Origin of the sequence: Citricoccus muralis (genome assembly GCF_029637705.1) — a bacterium.
In the GTDB taxonomy this organism is placed as follows: domain Bacteria; phylum Actinomycetota; class Actinomycetes; order Actinomycetales; family Micrococcaceae; genus CmP2.
Genome location: NZ_CP121252.1, coordinates 3,101,119 through 3,117,427 on the forward strand (window position 1 = coordinate 3,101,119; position 16,309 = coordinate 3,117,427).

14 protein-coding genes, 1 pseudogene and 2 riboswitches are annotated in these 16,309 nt (G+C 66.6%); of the genes and pseudogenes, 4 read left to right on the top strand and 11 right to left on the bottom strand.

Translation table 11 applies throughout. The features are described 5' to 3' along the window. Window positions 1-155: 155 nt before the first annotated feature. The gene (locus P8192_RS14310) at window positions 156-1,478 is read right to left on the bottom strand and encodes a M18 family aminopeptidase (protein WP_278157663.1); all 1,323 of its coding nucleotides are present in this window, start codon (window positions 1,476-1,478) and stop codon (window positions 156-158) included. Window positions 1,479-1,641: 163 nt separating this feature from the next. Between P8192_RS14310 and P8192_RS14315 the strand changes: the two genes are divergently transcribed. After that, complete coding sequence (locus P8192_RS14315) at window positions 1,642-2,076, top strand: response regulator (RefSeq protein ID WP_278157664.1); 435 nt, start codon at window positions 1,642-1,644, stop codon at window positions 2,074-2,076. Here the strand turns inward: P8192_RS14315 and P8192_RS14320 are convergent. Continuing rightward, entirely contained in the window at window positions 2,073-3,608 is a 1,536-nt protein-coding gene (locus tag P8192_RS14320) for a glycosyltransferase family 87 protein (RefSeq protein ID WP_278157665.1), read from the bottom strand. The genes P8192_RS14315 and P8192_RS14320 overlap by 4 nt on opposite strands. A gap of 160 nt (window positions 3,609-3,768) precedes the next feature. On the opposite strand from P8192_RS14320, the gene P8192_RS14325 reads away from it, so the two are divergent. Continuing rightward, on the top strand, window positions 3,769-4,854 hold the full coding sequence (locus P8192_RS14325) for an inositol-3-phosphate synthase (protein ID WP_278157666.1): 1,086 nt from the start codon (window positions 3,769-3,771) through the stop codon (window positions 4,852-4,854). Here P8192_RS14325 and thiD read toward each other — a convergent pair. The 8 genes from thiD to P8192_RS14365 all read right to left on the bottom strand — a co-directional run bounded on the left by thiD (window position 4,829) and on the right by P8192_RS14365 (window position 12,496). Next, the gene (gene thiD, locus P8192_RS14330; RefSeq protein ID WP_278157667.1) at window positions 4,829-5,716 is read right to left on the bottom strand and encodes a bifunctional hydroxymethylpyrimidine kinase/phosphomethylpyrimidine kinase; all 888 of its coding nucleotides are present in this window, start codon (window positions 5,714-5,716) and stop codon (window positions 4,829-4,831) included. The genes P8192_RS14325 and thiD overlap by 26 nt on opposite strands. Beyond that, window positions 5,695-6,429, bottom strand: a complete 735-nt coding sequence (thiE, locus tag P8192_RS14335) for a thiamine phosphate synthase (protein ID WP_278157668.1) — start codon at window positions 6,427-6,429, stop codon at window positions 5,695-5,697. Before thiE ends, thiD begins: the two co-directional genes overlap by 22 nt. Then, a complete protein-coding gene (gene thiM / locus P8192_RS14340) occupies window positions 6,426-7,235 on the bottom strand; it encodes a hydroxyethylthiazole kinase (RefSeq protein WP_278157669.1) in 810 nt (269 codons plus the stop codon). Before thiM ends, thiE begins: the two co-directional genes overlap by 4 nt. Further along, a complete protein-coding gene (locus P8192_RS14345) occupies window positions 7,235-8,065 on the bottom strand; it encodes a 3-oxoacyl-ACP reductase (protein WP_431521123.1) in 831 nt (276 codons plus the stop codon). The genes thiM and P8192_RS14345 overlap by 1 nt, the downstream gene beginning before the upstream one ends. A gap of 51 nt (window positions 8,066-8,116) precedes the next feature. Then, a riboswitch (TPP riboswitch) is annotated at window positions 8,117-8,225 on the bottom strand. 86 nt (window positions 8,226-8,311) lie between these two features. Then, window positions 8,312-10,009, bottom strand: a complete 1,698-nt coding sequence (locus tag P8192_RS14350; RefSeq protein WP_278157670.1) for a formate--tetrahydrofolate ligase — start codon at window positions 10,007-10,009, stop codon at window positions 8,312-8,314. Between the two features lie 42 nt (window positions 10,010-10,051). Further along, window positions 10,052-10,579 carry a DedA family protein gene (locus tag P8192_RS14355; RefSeq protein ID WP_278157671.1) on the bottom strand — a complete coding sequence of 176 codons (528 nt, stop codon included), beginning with the start codon at window positions 10,577-10,579 and terminating at the stop codon, window positions 10,052-10,054. A 68-nt stretch (window positions 10,580-10,647) separates the two neighbouring features. Continuing rightward, window positions 10,648-11,946: an NtaA/DmoA family FMN-dependent monooxygenase gene (locus tag P8192_RS14360; RefSeq protein WP_278157672.1), complete on the bottom strand. Its 1,299-nt coding sequence runs from the start codon at window positions 11,944-11,946 to the stop codon at window positions 10,648-10,650. Then, a riboswitch (TPP riboswitch) is annotated at window positions 11,939-12,046 on the bottom strand. It overlaps the preceding gene by 8 nt. A gap of 39 nt (window positions 12,047-12,085) precedes the next feature. Beyond that, complete coding sequence (locus P8192_RS14365) at window positions 12,086-12,496, bottom strand: winged helix-turn-helix transcriptional regulator (RefSeq protein ID WP_270106829.1); 411 nt, start codon at window positions 12,494-12,496, stop codon at window positions 12,086-12,088. Window positions 12,497-12,609: 113 nt separating this feature from the next. Here P8192_RS14365 and P8192_RS14370 point away from each other — a divergent pair, with 113 nt between their 5' ends. Then, window positions 12,610-13,458 carry an SDR family oxidoreductase gene (locus tag P8192_RS14370; protein ID WP_278157673.1) on the top strand — a complete coding sequence of 283 codons (849 nt, stop codon included), beginning with the start codon at window positions 12,610-12,612 and terminating at the stop codon, window positions 13,456-13,458. Between the two features lie 516 nt (window positions 13,459-13,974). Here the strand turns inward: P8192_RS14370 and P8192_RS14375 are convergent. Further along, window positions 13,975-15,474, bottom strand: coding sequence for a CCA tRNA nucleotidyltransferase (locus P8192_RS14375; protein ID WP_278157674.1), 1,500 nt, complete (start codon window positions 15,472-15,474; stop codon window positions 13,975-13,977). Window positions 15,475-15,724: 250 nt separating this feature from the next. Here P8192_RS14375 and P8192_RS14380 point away from each other — a divergent pair. Continuing rightward, window positions 15,725-16,159: pseudogene (locus P8192_RS14380) on the top strand (NUDIX domain-containing protein); the annotation flags it as partial. Window positions 16,160-16,309 lie beyond the last annotated feature (150 nt).

A 16,309-nucleotide genomic window follows, 5' to 3' on the forward strand; every position in this document is an offset into this window, starting at 1 on the left:
TCGGGCTTTGCGGTCACGGTCTTTCCGTAACAGGAGGTTCTAGTTAGTGCAGTGGTCTGCGCAGTCCCCGGCATCAGCCAGTTTCAGAGCGCAGAAAACCTTGATCATCTTACCCGAGATCAGACCCGGCAGGAAACCGAGAATTCAGCTAAGGATCAGGGCCCGGAGAAGAACGCCGTGGTGACCAGGCCGAGGCTACGCGGATCCTCGGCCCCGCACATTTCACGGGCGGAGTGCATGGAGAGCAGCCCGATGCCGACGTCGACGGTACGGATTCCCAGCCGGGTGGCGGAGATGGGGCCGATGGTGGAGCCGCAAGGCACCGTGTTGTTGGAGACGAACTCCTGGAACGGTACCTCCGCGGCGGCACACCACCGACTAAAAGCCGCGGCGCCGACGCCGTCGGTGGCATAGCGCTGGTTGGCGTTGATCTTCAACAGGACTCCGGCGTTGGCACGCGGGTGATTGGCCAGGTCGTGGCGCTCCGAATAGTTGGGGTGCACCAGGTGCCCGCAGTCGGCGGAGAGCAACCAGGAGTCTCCGAGTACCCGAGAGCGTTCGGAGACCGTGGTGATGCCCAGCGCTTCCAGGATGCGACCCAGAATTTCTTCCAGCAGGGGCCCGCCTGCGCCGGTGCGGCTGGCGGATCCGACCTCTTCGTGATCGAACGCGGCGAGCATCGGGATGACCGGGGCATCGTCGCCGTAGTCCGGCAGTTGGGCGTTGAAGCCGCTCAGTGCGGTGACTCCGGCGTGGACGGAGGCTAAATTGTCGAGCCGGCCGGAGGCGAAGAACTCGTCGCGGGCACCGAAGCGTGCCGGACGCTGGCTGTCGATCAGCACGATGTCGGCCCCAGTGACCTCCTCGGCGGTGAGGCCCACGTGGCGGGCCAGCACGGTCATCACATCGGATGCCTGCTCACCGGCCGAGAAGATGGGGTGCAGATGACGCTGACGGTCCAGGGTCAGGCCGTTGTTGACCTCGCGGTCCAGGTGGATGGCCAGCTGCGGGATCCGGGCCATGGGGTCGGTATGCACCAGGTGCGTTTCGCCATCGTCGCTGATCAGCCGCCCGGCGAAGCAAAGGTCGCGGTCCAGCCAGGAATTGGCCAGCGGGCCTCCATAGACCTCGACTCCGGCCTGGTTCCAGCCGTCCGTGGAAGTGGAGGGGTTGGGCTTGAGTTTGAAGGTGGGCGAATCGGTGTGGGCGCCGAGAATGCGGAAGGCCGGCAGCTGTTGGGTGCCGAGCTCACCGCCGGGCAGGGACCAGGCGACGACGGCGCCGTCGCGGACCACCACGTAGCCTCCGGCTTCGGAGGGGAAGGGCTCGGATTCGTTGAGCCGGCGGTAGCCGGCCGCTTCGAGACGGCGGGCTGTTTCTTCCGCTGCGTGATAGCTGGAGGGGCTGGCGGTGATGAAGTCTGAGAGATCGTCGAGGTAGGAATCGGTGGAGTGCTCAGTGGGGCTCGTCACGCTCATGGTTCTACCGTAGCCGGTGGACTCCTCCACACGTAGATGCCGGGCGCGGGTCGTCCACACCAACAGCGGTGGCGACCTTCCCGCCCATTGTCGCCTCGGTAGATTCCTGGACCATTCCGAGAACCCACTGGTCTCCGATCCAGAGACTGGGCAGAATGGAGGTATGTACGTGTCGGTGGAAGTGTTGACGGTGGTGATCTCCGCGGTCGCCGTGGTGGTGACCATTGTTGCCTCGACCTTCTCTGGTTTCGCGTGGTTCATCAAGCGCATGGACCAAAAGTTCGAGCAAGTGGACTCCAGATTTAAGCAGGTGGACGCCCGTTTCGATCAGATGGACGCAAAGTTCACGCAACGCATCGACTCCCTCGAGTCGAGAATGGACGCCCGATTCGACCAGATGGACGCGAAGTTCACACACCGCGACGACGCGCTCGACTCCAAGTTCACGCAACGCATCGACTCCCTCGAGTCGAAAATGGACAGTCGGTTCGACAAGATGGATCAGCGTCTCGACGGACTCCAGGGTGAGCTCACCGAAGTGAAAATCGCCGTCGCCCGCCTCGAGGGACCGCAACGTCGGATCGAGATCGCCCGCTAAATTCGGGTGTCAACGTCGGCCGTCGTCGATCGAATCAGCCAGGGCGCCCGATCGGCTGCCCCATCATAGGGGCCGCCCTGAGGATCATCAATGGACTGAGCCGCCAGATCGCCCGGGTCCCAATGCGTCGCGTTGAGCTTCCGGGTCCCCACCGGCACCGTCGTGGGACGCTCGGACTGGGCAGGGAGACTCCGGCGCACCGGGTCGTCTTCTGGGCGCAGGATCTGCTGCACCACCCGCACCATCAGATAAACGGTGGCAGCCACATGAGCCAGCACAGCCATCACGTAGATCGACGAGTCCAACTGATGCACGTTCTCATGTCCCGAGACCTGCGAAGACAGATGCGCCCAGATGGCAAAAAAATGCAGAACTTCGGCCAACTGCCAGATCAGGAAATCCCGCCAATTCGGCAGGGCCAACGCCACGAGCGGCACCAGCCACAACACGAACTGAGGCGAATAGACCTTGTTGCACAGGATGAACGCGGCCACGATCAGCAGTGCCAACTGAGCGAAACGAGGCCGGTGGGGAGCCAACACGCCGAGCAGGAAAATTCCGCCACAGCACAGCACGAAAGACACCACCGACAACGTGCCCAGACTCGCTCCCGTCACCGCTAGCGCGCTGCCATCGGGAAGCACCTCGTTGTAGATCTGCCAGATAGAGGACCACCCCGGCGGGCGCTCGGAGGAGAAGGTGTAGAACAGCGACCAGGCCTCGGGGTTGGCGATCATCAGCGGCAGATTCACCACCAGCCACGCGACGACGGCGCCCAGCACCGTCCAGGCCAGCGGGGCGAAGCGTAGACTCCGCACGGCCAAGATCAGCAGCGCCCCCAACAGCAACATCGGGAAGACTTTCATCGCCGCACCCAGACCCAGCATCACACCGGCCCAGCCGGGCTTGCCTCCGCCAAACAACCACATCCCGAGCATCATCAGGGCCACCGCCCACATGTCCCAGTTGATACTGCCGGCCAGGATGATTCCGGGCGCCACCGCTACCATGGCCGCGTCCCAATACCGGCGCCCGGCGGACCGGGCCGTGACTATCACCGTGACCACCCACAAGGCGAACACGAACAAGAAATTCACATCGAAGTAGATCAGCGAGGCGGACGCCCCGAAACTGGGCAGCGTCTGGGCGATCATTGCCGTCATGGAGGCCACGAGCGCGGCCAGCACGGGGTATTCGAAGGTGGAGCCGTCAGCGAAAGGGGCCAAAGCATTCTCCGCCAGGCCGCGCCCGGCGTAGAGGGCAGTCCAGTCGGAATAACAGCCGGCGAAGTACACATCGGGCTGGCCCCAGCCGTTGATCCGGCAGAACGATTTCTGCAACACGGCGACGACGGCGGCCAGGGTGGTCAGCAGAATCAGCACCCGAAAAGGCGTGAAAAAGCGGGCCGCGCTCCGGCCCGGAACCGTGTGCGCACCCACGGGTCCGCCGATGCCACGGCGCAGCGCGGCAAGCAGACGGTCGTCCTGGGTGGGTGACACCGCGGGCAGGCGCCGGGGAGGTGACTCGGGCATGCCGCCAGTCTAGACACCGGCGGTCGATCTCATCCTGAACGTGTCATCACTCACGCGGCGCGCGCTTAACTACACCAGAAGGCGTACAGTAAGAAAGGTTTGTTTCCACGTTTCGTCTACATCAATCAACGGCAACGTCGCCGTCGCCAAAGGAGTACCGGTGTCGAAGAACCCCATTCGCGTTGCGATCGCAGGCCTGGGCAACTGCGCCACGTCCCTCATCCAGGGTGTGGAGTACTACCGCGAGACCTCTAGCGAGGAGAGCGTTCCCGGCCTGATGCACGTACAGTTCGGCGACTACCATGTCTCGGATCTCGAGTTCGTGGCTGCGTTCGACGTCGACGCGAAGAAGGTCGGACTCGACATCGCGGACGCGCTGGGCGCCTCCGAGAACAACACCATCAAGATCGCTGACGTGCCTGCGACCGACGTGAGTGTGCAGCGCGGCCCGACCCTGGACGGCCTGGGCAAGTACTACCGCGAGACCATCGAGGAGTCCGACGCCGAGCCCGTCGACGTCGCCGAGGTGCTGCGTGAGCGCCAGGTGGACGTGTTGGTCTGCTACCTGCCCGTGGGTTCGGAGCAGGCCGCCAAGCACTACGCACAGGCTGCTATTGATGCGAAGGTCGCCTTCGTCAACGCTCTGCCCGTGTTCATTGCCGGCACCCCGGAGTGGGCGCAGAAGTTCACCGACGCTGGCGTGCCGATCGTGGGCGACGACATCAAGTCCCAGATCGGCGCCACCATTACCCACCGCACCATGGCTGCGCTGTTCGAGTCCCGCGGCGTGACCGTGGACCGCACCTACCAGCTCAACGTAGGCGGCAACATGGACTTCAAGAACATGCTCGAGCGCGAGCGCCTGGAGTCCAAGAAGATCTCCAAGACCCAGGCTGTCACCTCGAATGTGCGCGCCGAACTGGCCGACGACGACGTCCACATCGGCCCGTCCGACTACGTAGCCTGGCTGGACGACCGCAAGTGGGCCTTCGTACGCCTGGAGGGCCGCAACTTCGGCGACGCCCCCGTCTCGCTGGAATACAAGCTCGAGGTGTGGGACTCCCCGAATTCGGCCGGCGTGATTATCGACGCCGTGCGCGCCGCGAAGATCGCCGCCGACCGTGGCGTCGGCGGTCCGATCCTCTCGGCGTCGTCCTACTTCATGAAGTCCCCGCCCGTGCAGCACCACGACCAGGAAGCGCACGAGCTGGTGGAAGCCTTCATTCGCGGGGAGATCGAGCGCTGATCGCGTGCAGGTGGTTCACCGGGCCGTGACCGGTCTCCGGAGCCACCGACAGTTGCCAGTCCGCGGCGGCCACCAGCGCCTCGTGCAGGTAGTCGCGTCCGGCGCGCACCGCGTCCACCCATTCCGGCACCCCGAGTCGGCCCCCGGTATGGCAGGCGCGCCCGGCGTGGGCGGCGATCGCTGACGACAGGGTGCAGCCGGTGCCGTGCGTGTTGCGGGTGGTAACTCGCGAGCTACTCAGTTCGGTGACGCCGTCGCGGTGCACCACCACGTCGGTGACCTCCGATGAGCCGGCGTCGTCGTGAAGAGCCGCGGCAAGGTGCCCGCCCTTCATCACCACCACCGGCACACCCAGCTCGTGCAGCGCCCGACCCTGTTCCACCATCTGTGCCCGGTTCACGGCGGGCTCGGTGCCCAGCAACCGGGCGGCTTCGGGTAGATTCGGCGTCAGCACATCCGCCAGCGGCAGCAGTAATTCGCGCAGGGTATGGGCGGCATCGTCCGAGGTCAGCGCGTCACCAGACGTCGCCACCAGCACCGGGTCAACCACCAGGGTGCCCAGGTCCTGACGCCGACGGGCTATCAGTTCGGCCACCGCGGCAACCACCTCCGGGCTGCCCAGCATGCCGATCTTCGTGGCATCGATCGGCACATCATCCAGCACCGAGGTGAGTTGAGCGACGACGTCGGCCGGGGCCACCGGGATGACCTGCTGCACGCCCTGGGTGTTCTGCGCGGTGAGCGCGGTGAGCACCGAGGCACCGTACACGCGCAGGGCCGTGAAGGTTTTCAGATCGGCTTGAATGCCCGCGCCCCCGGAGGAATCCGAGCCGGCAATGGTCAAGGCTGTGGGCGGGCGCATGCCACCTCCTCGCGCAGTCGAGCAGCGGCAACGCGCGGGCTCGGCGCGGAAGCAATCGCGGACACCACGCAGATCCCGTCGACTCCGGTGGCCGCGACCGAGCGGGCGCGCTCTCGGTCAATGCCGCCGATGGCGACCGCGGGCAGTGCGGGCGCCTCGGGGTGCTGGGAACAGGCTGCGTCGCGAACCCGGAGCCGATCTCGCAGGCCATCGATCCCTAAAGGCTCGGCGGCGTCGGGCTTAGTGGCGGTGACCCAGACGGGGCCAATGCCAATCACATCCGGGCGGGCATCGCCCTCGGCCCGGGCAGCAGAGTCCACCTCAGCTGCCGAAGAAGTGGACAGCCCGATCAGCACTTTCTCGCCGAGGACGCCACGGGCTCGGGCGACAGAATCGTCGGACTGGCCCACGTGCAGGTGGCAGCCGGTGACGCGGGCGACCTCCAGCCGGTCGTTGACGAAGAGGGGGACCTGTTCGAAACGGGCCACCCCCACCTCCTCCACGATGCGGGCCCGGCAGGCGCGCACCAGCTGAATCAGAGCATCGTCGTCGAGGGTTTTGTCGCGTACCTGGATGACGGTCGCACCCCCAGCCACCGCCGCGGCCGCCACCTCGGGCACTCGGGCCGGGCCGCCGGAATACCCGGTGTCGGTGACGTGGTAGAGCGACCAGTCAATGGCGGCGGCGCGCTCGGCCCGCTCGCGGGGGCTCATGCGTGCTCCTCCACCGTGACCAGCTCGCCGACCCGTTCCGGAGTGAGCTCGTGGAGGGCATCCATCCAGGCCACGCTGAAGCTACCGGGGCGCACGGTGGTCTCGGCCGCCAGGGTGCCCGCCGCGGAGAGCAGGGCATGGGCGGCCAGCACGGCGTCGTGATCGGAGTGAACCTCCACTCCGAAACGCACGGCCCCCAGGGCCGCCGCCGTCACCGCGCCCAAGGAACATCCGGTGCCGATCACCTGTTGCATCACCGGGTGCCCGCCGGTCACCTGGCTCACCCGCCCCAGCGAGACGATGGCGTCACTCGGTCCGGACACCGCTACCACGGCCCCGGTGCGCTCGGCCAGGGCCCGGGCGGAGTCCAGCACGGTCTCGACGGCGTCGGTGGCATCCACCCCGCGGCCCCCGGAACCGGCCCCGGCCAGCGCCAGGATCTCCGAGGCGTTGCCGCGGATCGCGCTCGGCCGCCCCTCCACCAGCTCGTGAGCCAGCCGGGTGCGCACGCTGAGTCCACCCACCGCCACCGGGTCCAACACCCAGGGAGTCTCGGTCTCGCCGGCGGCAGCCACCGCGGCACGCATCGCGTCGGCTGTCGCATCGGAGATGGTGCCGAGGTTGACCAGCACCCCGTCGGCCACCCGCGCGAATTCGGGGGCCTCTACCGGGTGCGCCACCATCGCCGGGGCCGCACCCACGGCCAGCAGCACGTTGGCGGTGATCTGTTGGACCACCGTATTGGTCAGGCACTGCACCAGCGGCGCCCGTTCGCGGAGCAGATGCAGTTCGGGAAACGTCGTCATCAGTTCATCACCAGCCCGCCGTCAACCACCAGGTTCTGCCCGGTGACCGCCCGGGATCCCTCACTGGCGAAGAACAGCACCGCGTCGGCGAACTGGGCGGGGGTGGTGACCTCGCGCAGCGGCGTGGCGGCGGCAATCGCGTCGAACACTTCGTCCGGAGTGGCCGACGACGCATCCGTGCTGCGCAGCAGTCCGCCGGAAACCATGTTCACCCGCACCCCGCGCGGACCCAACTCGGCGGCAAACGTCCTGGTCAGCGCCAACAATCCCGCCTTCGCCGCGGTGTAGTCGTGGTATGGCACCACCGGATTCTGCACCAGATTCGTACCCACATTGATCACCCGGGCCTCCCCGGCCTCCTCAAAGTCCGGCAGCGCGGCTTGGATCAGGTGCAGTGCACCCTCCACCGCGCCCTCGTACTGGCGGGCAAAATCCGCGCCCGTGATCTGCTCGACGCTGGGCCGCGCGTCCCCGTTGAAGGAGAAGTCCACCAGGGCATTGTTGACGACGACGTTCACCGGCGCCCCGAACCGTTCACGCCCGGCACTCACCAGGGCCTGCACCTCGTCACGGTGGCGCACATCAGCCCGGACGGCCACCGTTCGATCCGGGTGCCGCGCCACCAGTTCCTCGGCGGCGTCTCGGCTGGAAAGGTACCCGATCACCACCCGCGCTCCGGCTTCGAGAAACGCCTCAGTGAGGTGGCGGCCCAGGCCGCGAGCGCCTCCGGTGACGACGACGATGCGGTCACTCAGGTCAGGGGCGGCAGAAACCGGTCGGGACGCAGTGCCCGGGGTGGTGGGAGGAGAGGCGACGGTAGCTGAGGTCACGGTGGGCCTTTCTGACGGTGGCCAAGAGAGACCACCGGGATGCGCAAACCGACACCTCGCTGTGGACGTCCCTTCGCCAGTACGAACTGGATCAGGTTCAACGGGTGTTATCTCAGCCGCCCGGATCCCACAAGGATCGGCGGCACCCCGCGTCACTTCCCACCACTGTAGGCCACCAGGCCCAGTGCGCGGAAGGGCGCCGGCCAGGTTACTGCTGCGGCGCAGACACCGAGCCGCAGCTGCGGGTCAGCTCAGCCCCGAGATCTGACCGTCGACGACGCTCATCCCGTCGGCGGCGGGACGGCGCGGCAGCCCGGGCATGGTGAGAATCTGCCCGGTCAGCGCCACCAGGAATCCCGCACCCGGACGCCGTCGCAGTTCCCGGATGCTCACGGTGAAGCCCTCGGGCGCCCCCATCCGTGCAGGGTCATCGGAGAACGAGTACGGGGTTTTCGCCATGCACACTGGCACCCGGTCCTCACCCGCAGCTTCCAGGTCAGCCAGCTGCCGCGCCGCGAGCGCAGAGTATTCCACGCCGGCCCCACCGTAGATCTCGGTGACGATGCGCTCGATCCTCTCCCGCGCCCCGGTCTCGGGCGTGAACAGCCCCTCGGCGGTGCGCCCTTGCTCCAGGGCGGCGCGCACGTGCCCGGCGAGCTCCTCGGCCCCCGCCCCGCCGTGTGCCCACACCTCGGTTACCGCACAGGCCACGCCCTGGTCCCGGCACCAGTCCTGTAGCCAAGCCAGTTCGGCGTCGTCGTCCTGGGTGAAGCGGTTGATGGCCACCACCACCGGCGCCCCGAAGCGTTGCATGTTTTCCACGTGGCGGCCGAGATTGACGACTCCGGCCTCCAGTGCGGCCAGGTGTTCCTCTAGGCCGGCCGTGCCCGGATCGTTCAGCGTGGCCAATCCCATGCCCCCGTTGAATTTCAGCGCGCGCACGGTGGCCACCACCACGACGGCGTTGGGCATTGCGCCCGCGGTCGGCCCGGTGATCTGCATAAACTTCTCCGCGCCCAGATCCGCCCCGAACCCCGCTTCGGTGACGACGACGTCGGCGAGCCGGCGGGCGGTGTTCAGCGCGATGATGCTATTCGCTCCATGCGCAATATTGGCAAACGGTCCGCCGTGCACCACCGCCGGGGTGGCCTCCAGGGTCTGCACCAGGTTCGGCAGCACCGCGTCTTTCAGCACCACCGCCATAGCCCCCTGGGCGCCCTGCTCTCCCAGGTCGGCCACGGTGCGCTCCTCGCCGTCGTGGGTCCGCCCGATGATGATCCGACCCAGTCGCTCCGTGAGGTCCTCCAGGTCGGCGGCGAGGCAAAACGCCGCCATCGTTTCGGTGGCTACCGTGATTTCGAAACCGGTCTCGCGCGGCACTCCCGAGGCCCGACCGCCCAGCCCGTTCACCACCTGGCGCAGGGAGCGGTCGTTCACGTCCAGGGCGCGGCGCAGGGTGATGGTGCGCGGATCCAGGTCGAGCTCGTTGCCGTGGTGGAGGTGATTGTCGATCAGCGCGCACAGCAGGTTGTGGGCGGAGGTGATGGCGTGAAAGTCCCCGGTGAAGTGCAGGTTGATCGCATCCATCGGGGCCACCTGCGCGCGCCCGCCACCGGTGGCCCCGCCCTTCATCCCGAACACCGGGCCCATCGAGGGTTCGCGCAGCGCCACCATGGCGTTGCTGCCGGTGCGGCGCAGCCCGTCGGCCAGGCCGATCGTCACGGTGGTCTTACCCTCGCCCGCCGGGGTGGGACTGATAGCGGTCACCAGCACCACGGAGGCCTCCGGCTCATCCGACGCATCCAGCTCCCCCAGGCGCGCGACGTCGATTTTCGCCGCATGCCGACCATAGGGGATCAGGGCGTCCTGCGGAATTCCCGCCCGCTCGGCGATCTCCGCCATGGATCGCAGGGTCACGGATGCCGCCATCTCTGCGTCACTCATGACGCCAGTCTAACGCTCAGGCGCCTGCGGATGTGTCCGATCTCACGTGGGTGACTCGACGACGCCGGACGCCTCCGCACTGGCACGTTCCAGCGACCCCACCGGACGGCGCAACCGGCGCACGGTCGCCAGCAGCACCAGGGCCACCAGCACCGCCACCCCGAACACCACGGTGCCCACCGGCCAGCGCGCATAGGCCCGGGAGACCGCCTCGAACCCCACGAATCCGATGGTGGAGTAGATGGTCGCCCACGCCGCGCCGCCGACCACCAGTGCGGGTAAGTATCGCCAGGCCGACATCCGAGTGGCGCCCGCGCTGAGGTTAGCCAGGGTCTGGAACCCGATCGTCAGGAAACTCACCGCCACCACCGGGGCGCCCCAGCGGTTAATCCGGGCTTCGGCCGTGAGGTACGACGGCGAAGCGAGCAGCTTCTCGGCGCGCTCAAACCGCGCGGCACCGCGGCGCACCAGCCGGCCCACCACGTAGGTCGCCCCGGCCCGGGCGAAAACAATGCAGAACAGCGCCAGCCATACCCAGACCAGCGGCATGTTCCAATTCAAGGGGTTCACCTCTCCAGGGTATCCGGCGACAGTCCTATGTGCCGAAATGAGCCGAGCCTGCCCTCACTCGGCCCGCCTCACTCCCGACTCCACCGCTCACGCAACGTGGTCTCCCGGTATTCGCGCCGGAACCGACCCCGGCGCTGAAGTTCCGGCACCAGCTGCTCCACCACGTCCTCCAGCGACCCCGGCAGGGTAGGCGGCATCAGGTTGAACCCATCCGCCGCCCCGGAATCCACCCAGTTCAGCATCGTTTCAGCCACCTGCTCCGGGGTGCCTATCAGCGTGGCGTGCCCACCCCCGGCCGCCAGCAACCCCAACAGTTCGCGGACCGTGGGCTTCCGGGTCTCGATCATCCGCAGCACCGTGGCATAGCGCCCCACCGGCCCCGTGAATTCCTCCACGGGCGGCAGCTCCGGCACGGGCGCATCCAGCTCCCAGTCGGAGGCATCCTGACCCACAAAGAACGACAGCTGACGCAACGATTCCGCCACCGGCAGCAGCGCATCCAGTTCGGCCCGCCGCGCCCTGGCCTCCCGTTCGGTGGAGGCTACCTCGGTCACCAGGCCCGGCATCACGACGACGTCGTCCGGGTTCCGGCCTGCCGCGGCCACACGACGTCGCAGATCCGCCCGATACCGTCGGCCCGCCTGCGCATCCCACGCCACCGCGTAGATCCCCTCCGCGTAGCGTGCCGCCAGCGCGCGCCCCGGCTCCGAGGCCCCGGCCTGCAGCACCACCGGCCGCCCCTGCGGTGAACGCGGCACCGTCAGCGGCCCGGCCACCTCGAAGTAGCGTCCCCGGTGGTCCACCGGGTGAATTCGCGCGGCATCCAGGTAGGCTCCGTCCCGGTCCGCCCGCACCGCGCCGTCCTCCCAGGAGTCCCACAATCCCTGCATGGCCACGATAAACTCCTCGGCCCGGGCGTACCGCTGTTCGCGCCCCGGCAGGCGGTCCATCCCGTGATTCCGGGCTTCGGCGTCCGTCATCGACGTCACCACATTCACCCCCGCGCGCCCACCCGAGAGGTGGTCGAGGCTAGCGAGCATCCGCGCTGCCGGGAACGGCGTCCAGAAGGTGGAGGAGATCGTTGCCACCAGCCCGATCCGCTCCGTCGCCCGGGCCACCGCCGCCAGCGTGGTCAGCGGATCGAAGTACCGCACCGGCGCACTGCCCGGCCCCAGCGCCTGCCCGTCGGCCAGAAAGAACGCGTCGAGGCAGCCGCGCTCGGCCAGCTGGGCCAGTTGCTCCCAATACTCGATGGCCCCGATCCGCTCGACAGCAGAATCGGGAGCACGCCAGGCCGCCGCATGATGCCCGCATGCGGTAGCAAACAGGTTGAGGTGGATCTCGGAACGGGTGTGGACATGCGTCATTAATCGACAATCCCTTCGCCAGCATGATCTGGATCAGGTTCAACGGGTCTGTTCTCAGCCGCCGACTCGTTACGAACCAGGGGCACCCCGTGTCACGTTGTATAGGTGTTGACGACTTTACGTCAGCTCCGCCGCCGCGTCACCTCTGCGGGGCAGTAGCGTCATACTCCTGCTGCGCGGCGATCACCTGGGGCAATTCGGCCTCGACGACGGCGGTGAGCTCCGCCAGCGGCACCGCAACTTTCACGCCCAGCGGCGTCAGACCGTAGTCCACGTTCGGGGGAATGGTGCTGTGCACGGTGCGGACCACCATCCCGTCGCGTTCCAACTGACCGAGGGTCTGAGAGAGCATTCGTTCGCTGACACCATCGATCCGGCGCCGAATCTCCCCGAACCGCATGGGTTCGCCGCTGAGCTTCAGCGCCACCATGATCAGCGATCCCCAGCGACCGGTGAGGTGCTGCAAGGCGGTGCGGGAAGTGCAGGCACTCGAGAAGACATCGGGCGCGAAGTCTTCCGCTTCTGCTTCGGCATCTGGATCGAACGTCATGCCTTCCAGTATACGCTTATGGTTAGTGCTGACTTTTCAGTTGCACTTACTTTAGGTAAGCGCTACAGTGATTCCATCGCCGCCAACAGGCACCGACCGAAAGAAGGAACATCATGCGCATTGCCGTCACCGGAGCCACCGGCCACCTGGGTGGTCTCATCATCGAATCACTGCTGCAGCGCGGTGTGGCCGCGAGCGACCTGGTCGCCGTCGTCCGCTCTGCTGAGAAAGCGCAGCCCCTCTCTGATCAGGGGATTGCTCTTGGCGTAGCTTCCTACGAAGACGAAGCAGCCCTCACCGCCGCCCTGTCCGGCGTGGATCGCCTCGTCTTGGTGTCAGGCAGCGAGGTGGGTCAGCGCGTAGCTCAGCACACCAACATCATCAACGCTGCGAAGGCTGCTCACGTTTCCTTCATTGCCTACACGAGCCTGCTCAACCTGGACACCTCGGAGCTCGGCCTGGCGCCGGAGCACGCCGCCACCGAACAGCTGCTGGCCGACAGCGGCATCGACCACACGCGGCTGCGCAACGGCTGGTACTGGGAGAACTACGCCTCCGCTCTGGCTTCGGGCGAGGCTACCGGTAAGTTCTTCGGCGCCGCCGGCTCGGCGAAGGTGTCCGGGGCCGCGCGCCGCGACTATGCCGAGGCGGCTGCCGTCGTCGTCACCGGTGAAAATCACGCCGGCAAGGTCTACGAGCTGGCCGGTGCGCCCGCGCTCACCTACCCGGAAATCGCCGCTGCTGTGGGCGAGGTTCTGGGCAAGGAAGTGACCTACGAAAACCAGACCGTGGCCGAGTACCAGGCCACCCTGGAAGGCTTCGGCCTGCCGTCCGAGGTCGCTGCCATGTTTGCGAGCATGGACCCGATCATCGAGCAGGGGGCGCTGTACTCCGAGAGCACGGATCTGCAGGACCTCATCGGTCGGCCCTCGACCTCTGCCGCCGAGGCGCTAAAGGCCTGAAGAACTGAGGCTTTGACCAGCTGAAGGCCTGATCTCGAGGGGTCGGCGGTGCGGTTATCCACAGATGACCGCAGCGCTGGCCCCTTTCTCTTTCTCCTCGGCCATGCTGGAACGCATGCCGTTGCCGCCCGAACCGCCGTCCGCCCTCGCATCGGTGCTGCATCATGCCCGGACGACTGGTACCCGCGGCCACCTGGGAAAAACTGCGCATCGCCGCGGTGTCCTTTTCGTTGAGTCGCAACAAGCCTGTGGTTTCCTGTGGACACACGGCCCTAGACCTGTATGGCATTCCCGTGATTCCGGCTCCCACTTCGCTTCCGGCCCGGGCTTCGTCAGTAGGGCGAGACCACAACGAATTCCCGATAGGTCGCGTCGATTTCTGGTGGGCAAAGGCAAGGATCGCGGGTGAGTGCGATGGACATGGTCGGACCTCAACGATCCAGCGAAATTTGCCCGGATTCTCGCTCACCATGGAGTGCCGCGGGCCACAAGACAACCTCAACAAGCCGGGACAGGTCAGTCATCCGAGTCGGACGACTTGGAAGCACTGGGATGCTCGGGCTGTTCGGCCCACCACCGCAGCACCTCGGCCTTCGCGGTCTCTTCATCATGCGGGCCATCGTCGAGCCGCCACTCCAACAGGTGCTTGTACGCTCGCCCGACCAAGGGTCCCGGCGAGATGCCGAGCAGCTCCATGACCTGCTTGCCGTCGAGGTCCGGCCGAATCGCATCCAACTCTTCGCGCTCGAGCAGCTCGGCAATCCGCTGTTCCAGGTCGTCGTAAGCATGGGCCAGTCGCTCCGCTTTACGCCGATTCCGGGTGGTCACGTCAGAGCGGGTCAGGGCGTGTAGCCGTTGCAGCTGGTCGCCAGCATCGGTCACGTAGCGACGCACCGCCGAATCCGACCAACCGGCGTCGCCATACCCGTAGAACCGCATGTGCAGTTCCACCAGGGTGGCCACCGCCTTGATGGTGTCGTTGTCGAACTTGAGCGCCCGCATGCGCTTCCGCACGAGCTTGGCTCCCACGACGTCGTGGTGCCGGAAACTCACCGCGCCCGAACGCTCGAAGCGTCGCGTCGCCGGCTTGCCCACGTCATGCATCAACGCTGCAAAACGCAACACGAAATCCGGGGCCTCCACATAGTCGGCCTCATGGTCCAACGCCTGCTCGAGCACCGTCAGTGAGTGGTTGTACACGTCTTTGTGTCGGTGGTGCTCGTCGGTTTCCAACTGCAGCGCCGGCACCTCGGGTAGCACCTGATCAGCCAGTCCAGTGCGCACCAGCAGGTCGATTCCCGCCCGCGGCTGATCCGCCAGGATCAACTTCACCAGCTCCTCGCGCACCCGCTCCGCCGAAATAATGTCGATCCGCTGAGCCATCGCGATCATCGCCTGAACCACCGTGTCGTTCACGGCGAATCCGAGCTGGGCAGCGAAGCGTGCCGCCCGCATCATCCGTAGCGGGTCATCGGAAAAGGAATCCTCCGGTGCCCCTGGCGTGCGCAACATCCCAGCGGCAAGGTCGCGCATCCCGCCGAACGGATCCACCAGCTCCAGGTCGGGCAACCGCAACGCCATCGCGTTCACGGTGAAGTCACGCCGGAACAGGTCATCGTTCAGTTCGGTACCGAAAGCCACCACGGGTTTCCGCGATTCGGGATCGTACTGCTCCGCACGATAGGTGGTGACCTCCAGCTGCCACTCGCCCTTCTTGAACCCGATGGTCCCAAACCGGGCCCCGATGTCCCACACCGCATCGGCCCATTCGGCCACCACGGTCTGGGTCTGCTCCGGTAGCGCATTAGTGGTGAAGTCTAAATCCACCACGCCCCGACCCAAGAAAAGATCGCGCACCGGCCCGCCCACCAGCGACAGCTCGTAGCCGGCTTCGGCAAAAAGCCCGCCCAGTTCTAGGGCAACGTCAGGTAGCACGGCATCATCAGGGAAACCGGTCGGCAGGCTCGCCGAGGGGGCGCGTTCGGGCGCGACGGAGTCAGCATGGGGTTCAGTCATGATGTGTTAAAGGGTGCCATACCCGAGACCCCTGACCGTGCGATGAGATGCGATCCGCGTCTGTCCCGATAGAGTGGAAGGTATGTCCCAGGACCGACACGACGATCGAGTGAGGCCGCTGACCCCGTCAGCGGCCCGCCGTTCTGCGCGTGATCGCGGTTCCCGGGGCACCGAGTCTGACTCGGGTTACCGCCCGCGTTACACCTCCGCATCATCACGCCGCATCAATGCGGTGGAATCCGGTGGATCCATGGCGCTACCCACCGTCGAGGAAGTCTCCGCCGGCGGCATGGTGGTCCGTGAGGTTGAAGGCCGACACCAGGTCGCCATCATCGCCCGCTACAACCGGGGCGGACGCCTCGAATGGGTGCTGCCCAAGGGTCACCCCGAAGGCGAAGAGGAACACCACGAAGCCGCCGTACGCGAAGTGGAAGAAGAGACCGGTATCGCCGGCACCGTGCTCACCACCCTGGGCAGCATCGACTACTGGTTCACCGTGCCCTCACACCGCGTCCACAAAACCGTCCATCACTATTTGCTGCGCGCCACCGGCGGCGAGCTCACCATCGAGAACGACCCCGACCAAGAAGCGGTCGACGTCGCCTGGGTGGAGCTAGACCGTCTGGCCTCCCGCCTGACTTTCCTCAACGAGCGCCGCATCGTGGAGGCCGCCCGCGAGCTGATGCACGAGTTTTTCAACACCCCCCGGCTGACCGTGCGCCGCGGCTACACGACCCGACGGATCACCGGCCTCGCCCAGCAGATCGCCCCCGGCGAGCGCCCGGTCCCCACCGTGTTGCGCACCGTGCGCCGCGTCCCCAAGCCCTCGGACCTC

Bases quoted from the DNA above. Each gene is read 5' to 3' on its own strand.
- thiD (WP_278157667.1), bottom strand. From the start codon at position 5,716: ATGCGCCCGCCCACAGCCTTGACCATTGCCGGCTCGGATTCCTCCGGG.
- P8192_RS14310 (WP_278157663.1), bottom strand. From the start codon at position 1,478: ATGAGCGTGACGAGCCCCACTGAGCACTCCACCGATTCCTACCTCGAC.
- P8192_RS14350 (WP_278157670.1), bottom strand. From the start codon at position 10,009: ATGAGTGACGCAGAGATGGCGGCATCCGTGACCCTGCGATCCATGGCG.
- P8192_RS14315 (WP_278157664.1), top strand. From the start codon at position 1,642: ATGTACGTGTCGGTGGAAGTGTTGACGGTGGTGATCTCCGCGGTCGCC.
- P8192_RS14320 (WP_278157665.1), bottom strand. From the start codon at position 3,608: ATGCCCGAGTCACCTCCCCGGCGCCTGCCCGCGGTGTCACCCACCCAG.
- P8192_RS14360 (WP_278157672.1), bottom strand. From the start codon at position 11,946: ATGACGCATGTCCACACCCGTTCCGAGATCCACCTCAACCTGTTTGCT.
- P8192_RS14370 (WP_278157673.1), top strand. From the start codon at position 12,610: ATGCGCATTGCCGTCACCGGAGCCACCGGCCACCTGGGTGGTCTCATC.
- P8192_RS14365 (WP_270106829.1), bottom strand. From the start codon at position 12,496: ATGACGTTCGATCCAGATGCCGAAGCAGAAGCGGAAGACTTCGCGCCC.
- thiM (WP_278157669.1), bottom strand. From the start codon at position 7,235: ATGACGACGTTTCCCGAACTGCATCTGCTCCGCGAACGGGCGCCGCTG.
- thiE (WP_278157668.1), bottom strand. From the start codon at position 6,429: ATGAGCCCCCGCGAGCGGGCCGAGCGCGCCGCCGCCATTGACTGGTCG.
- P8192_RS14375 (WP_278157674.1), bottom strand. From the start codon at position 15,474: ATGACTGAACCCCATGCTGACTCCGTCGCGCCCGAACGCGCCCCCTCG.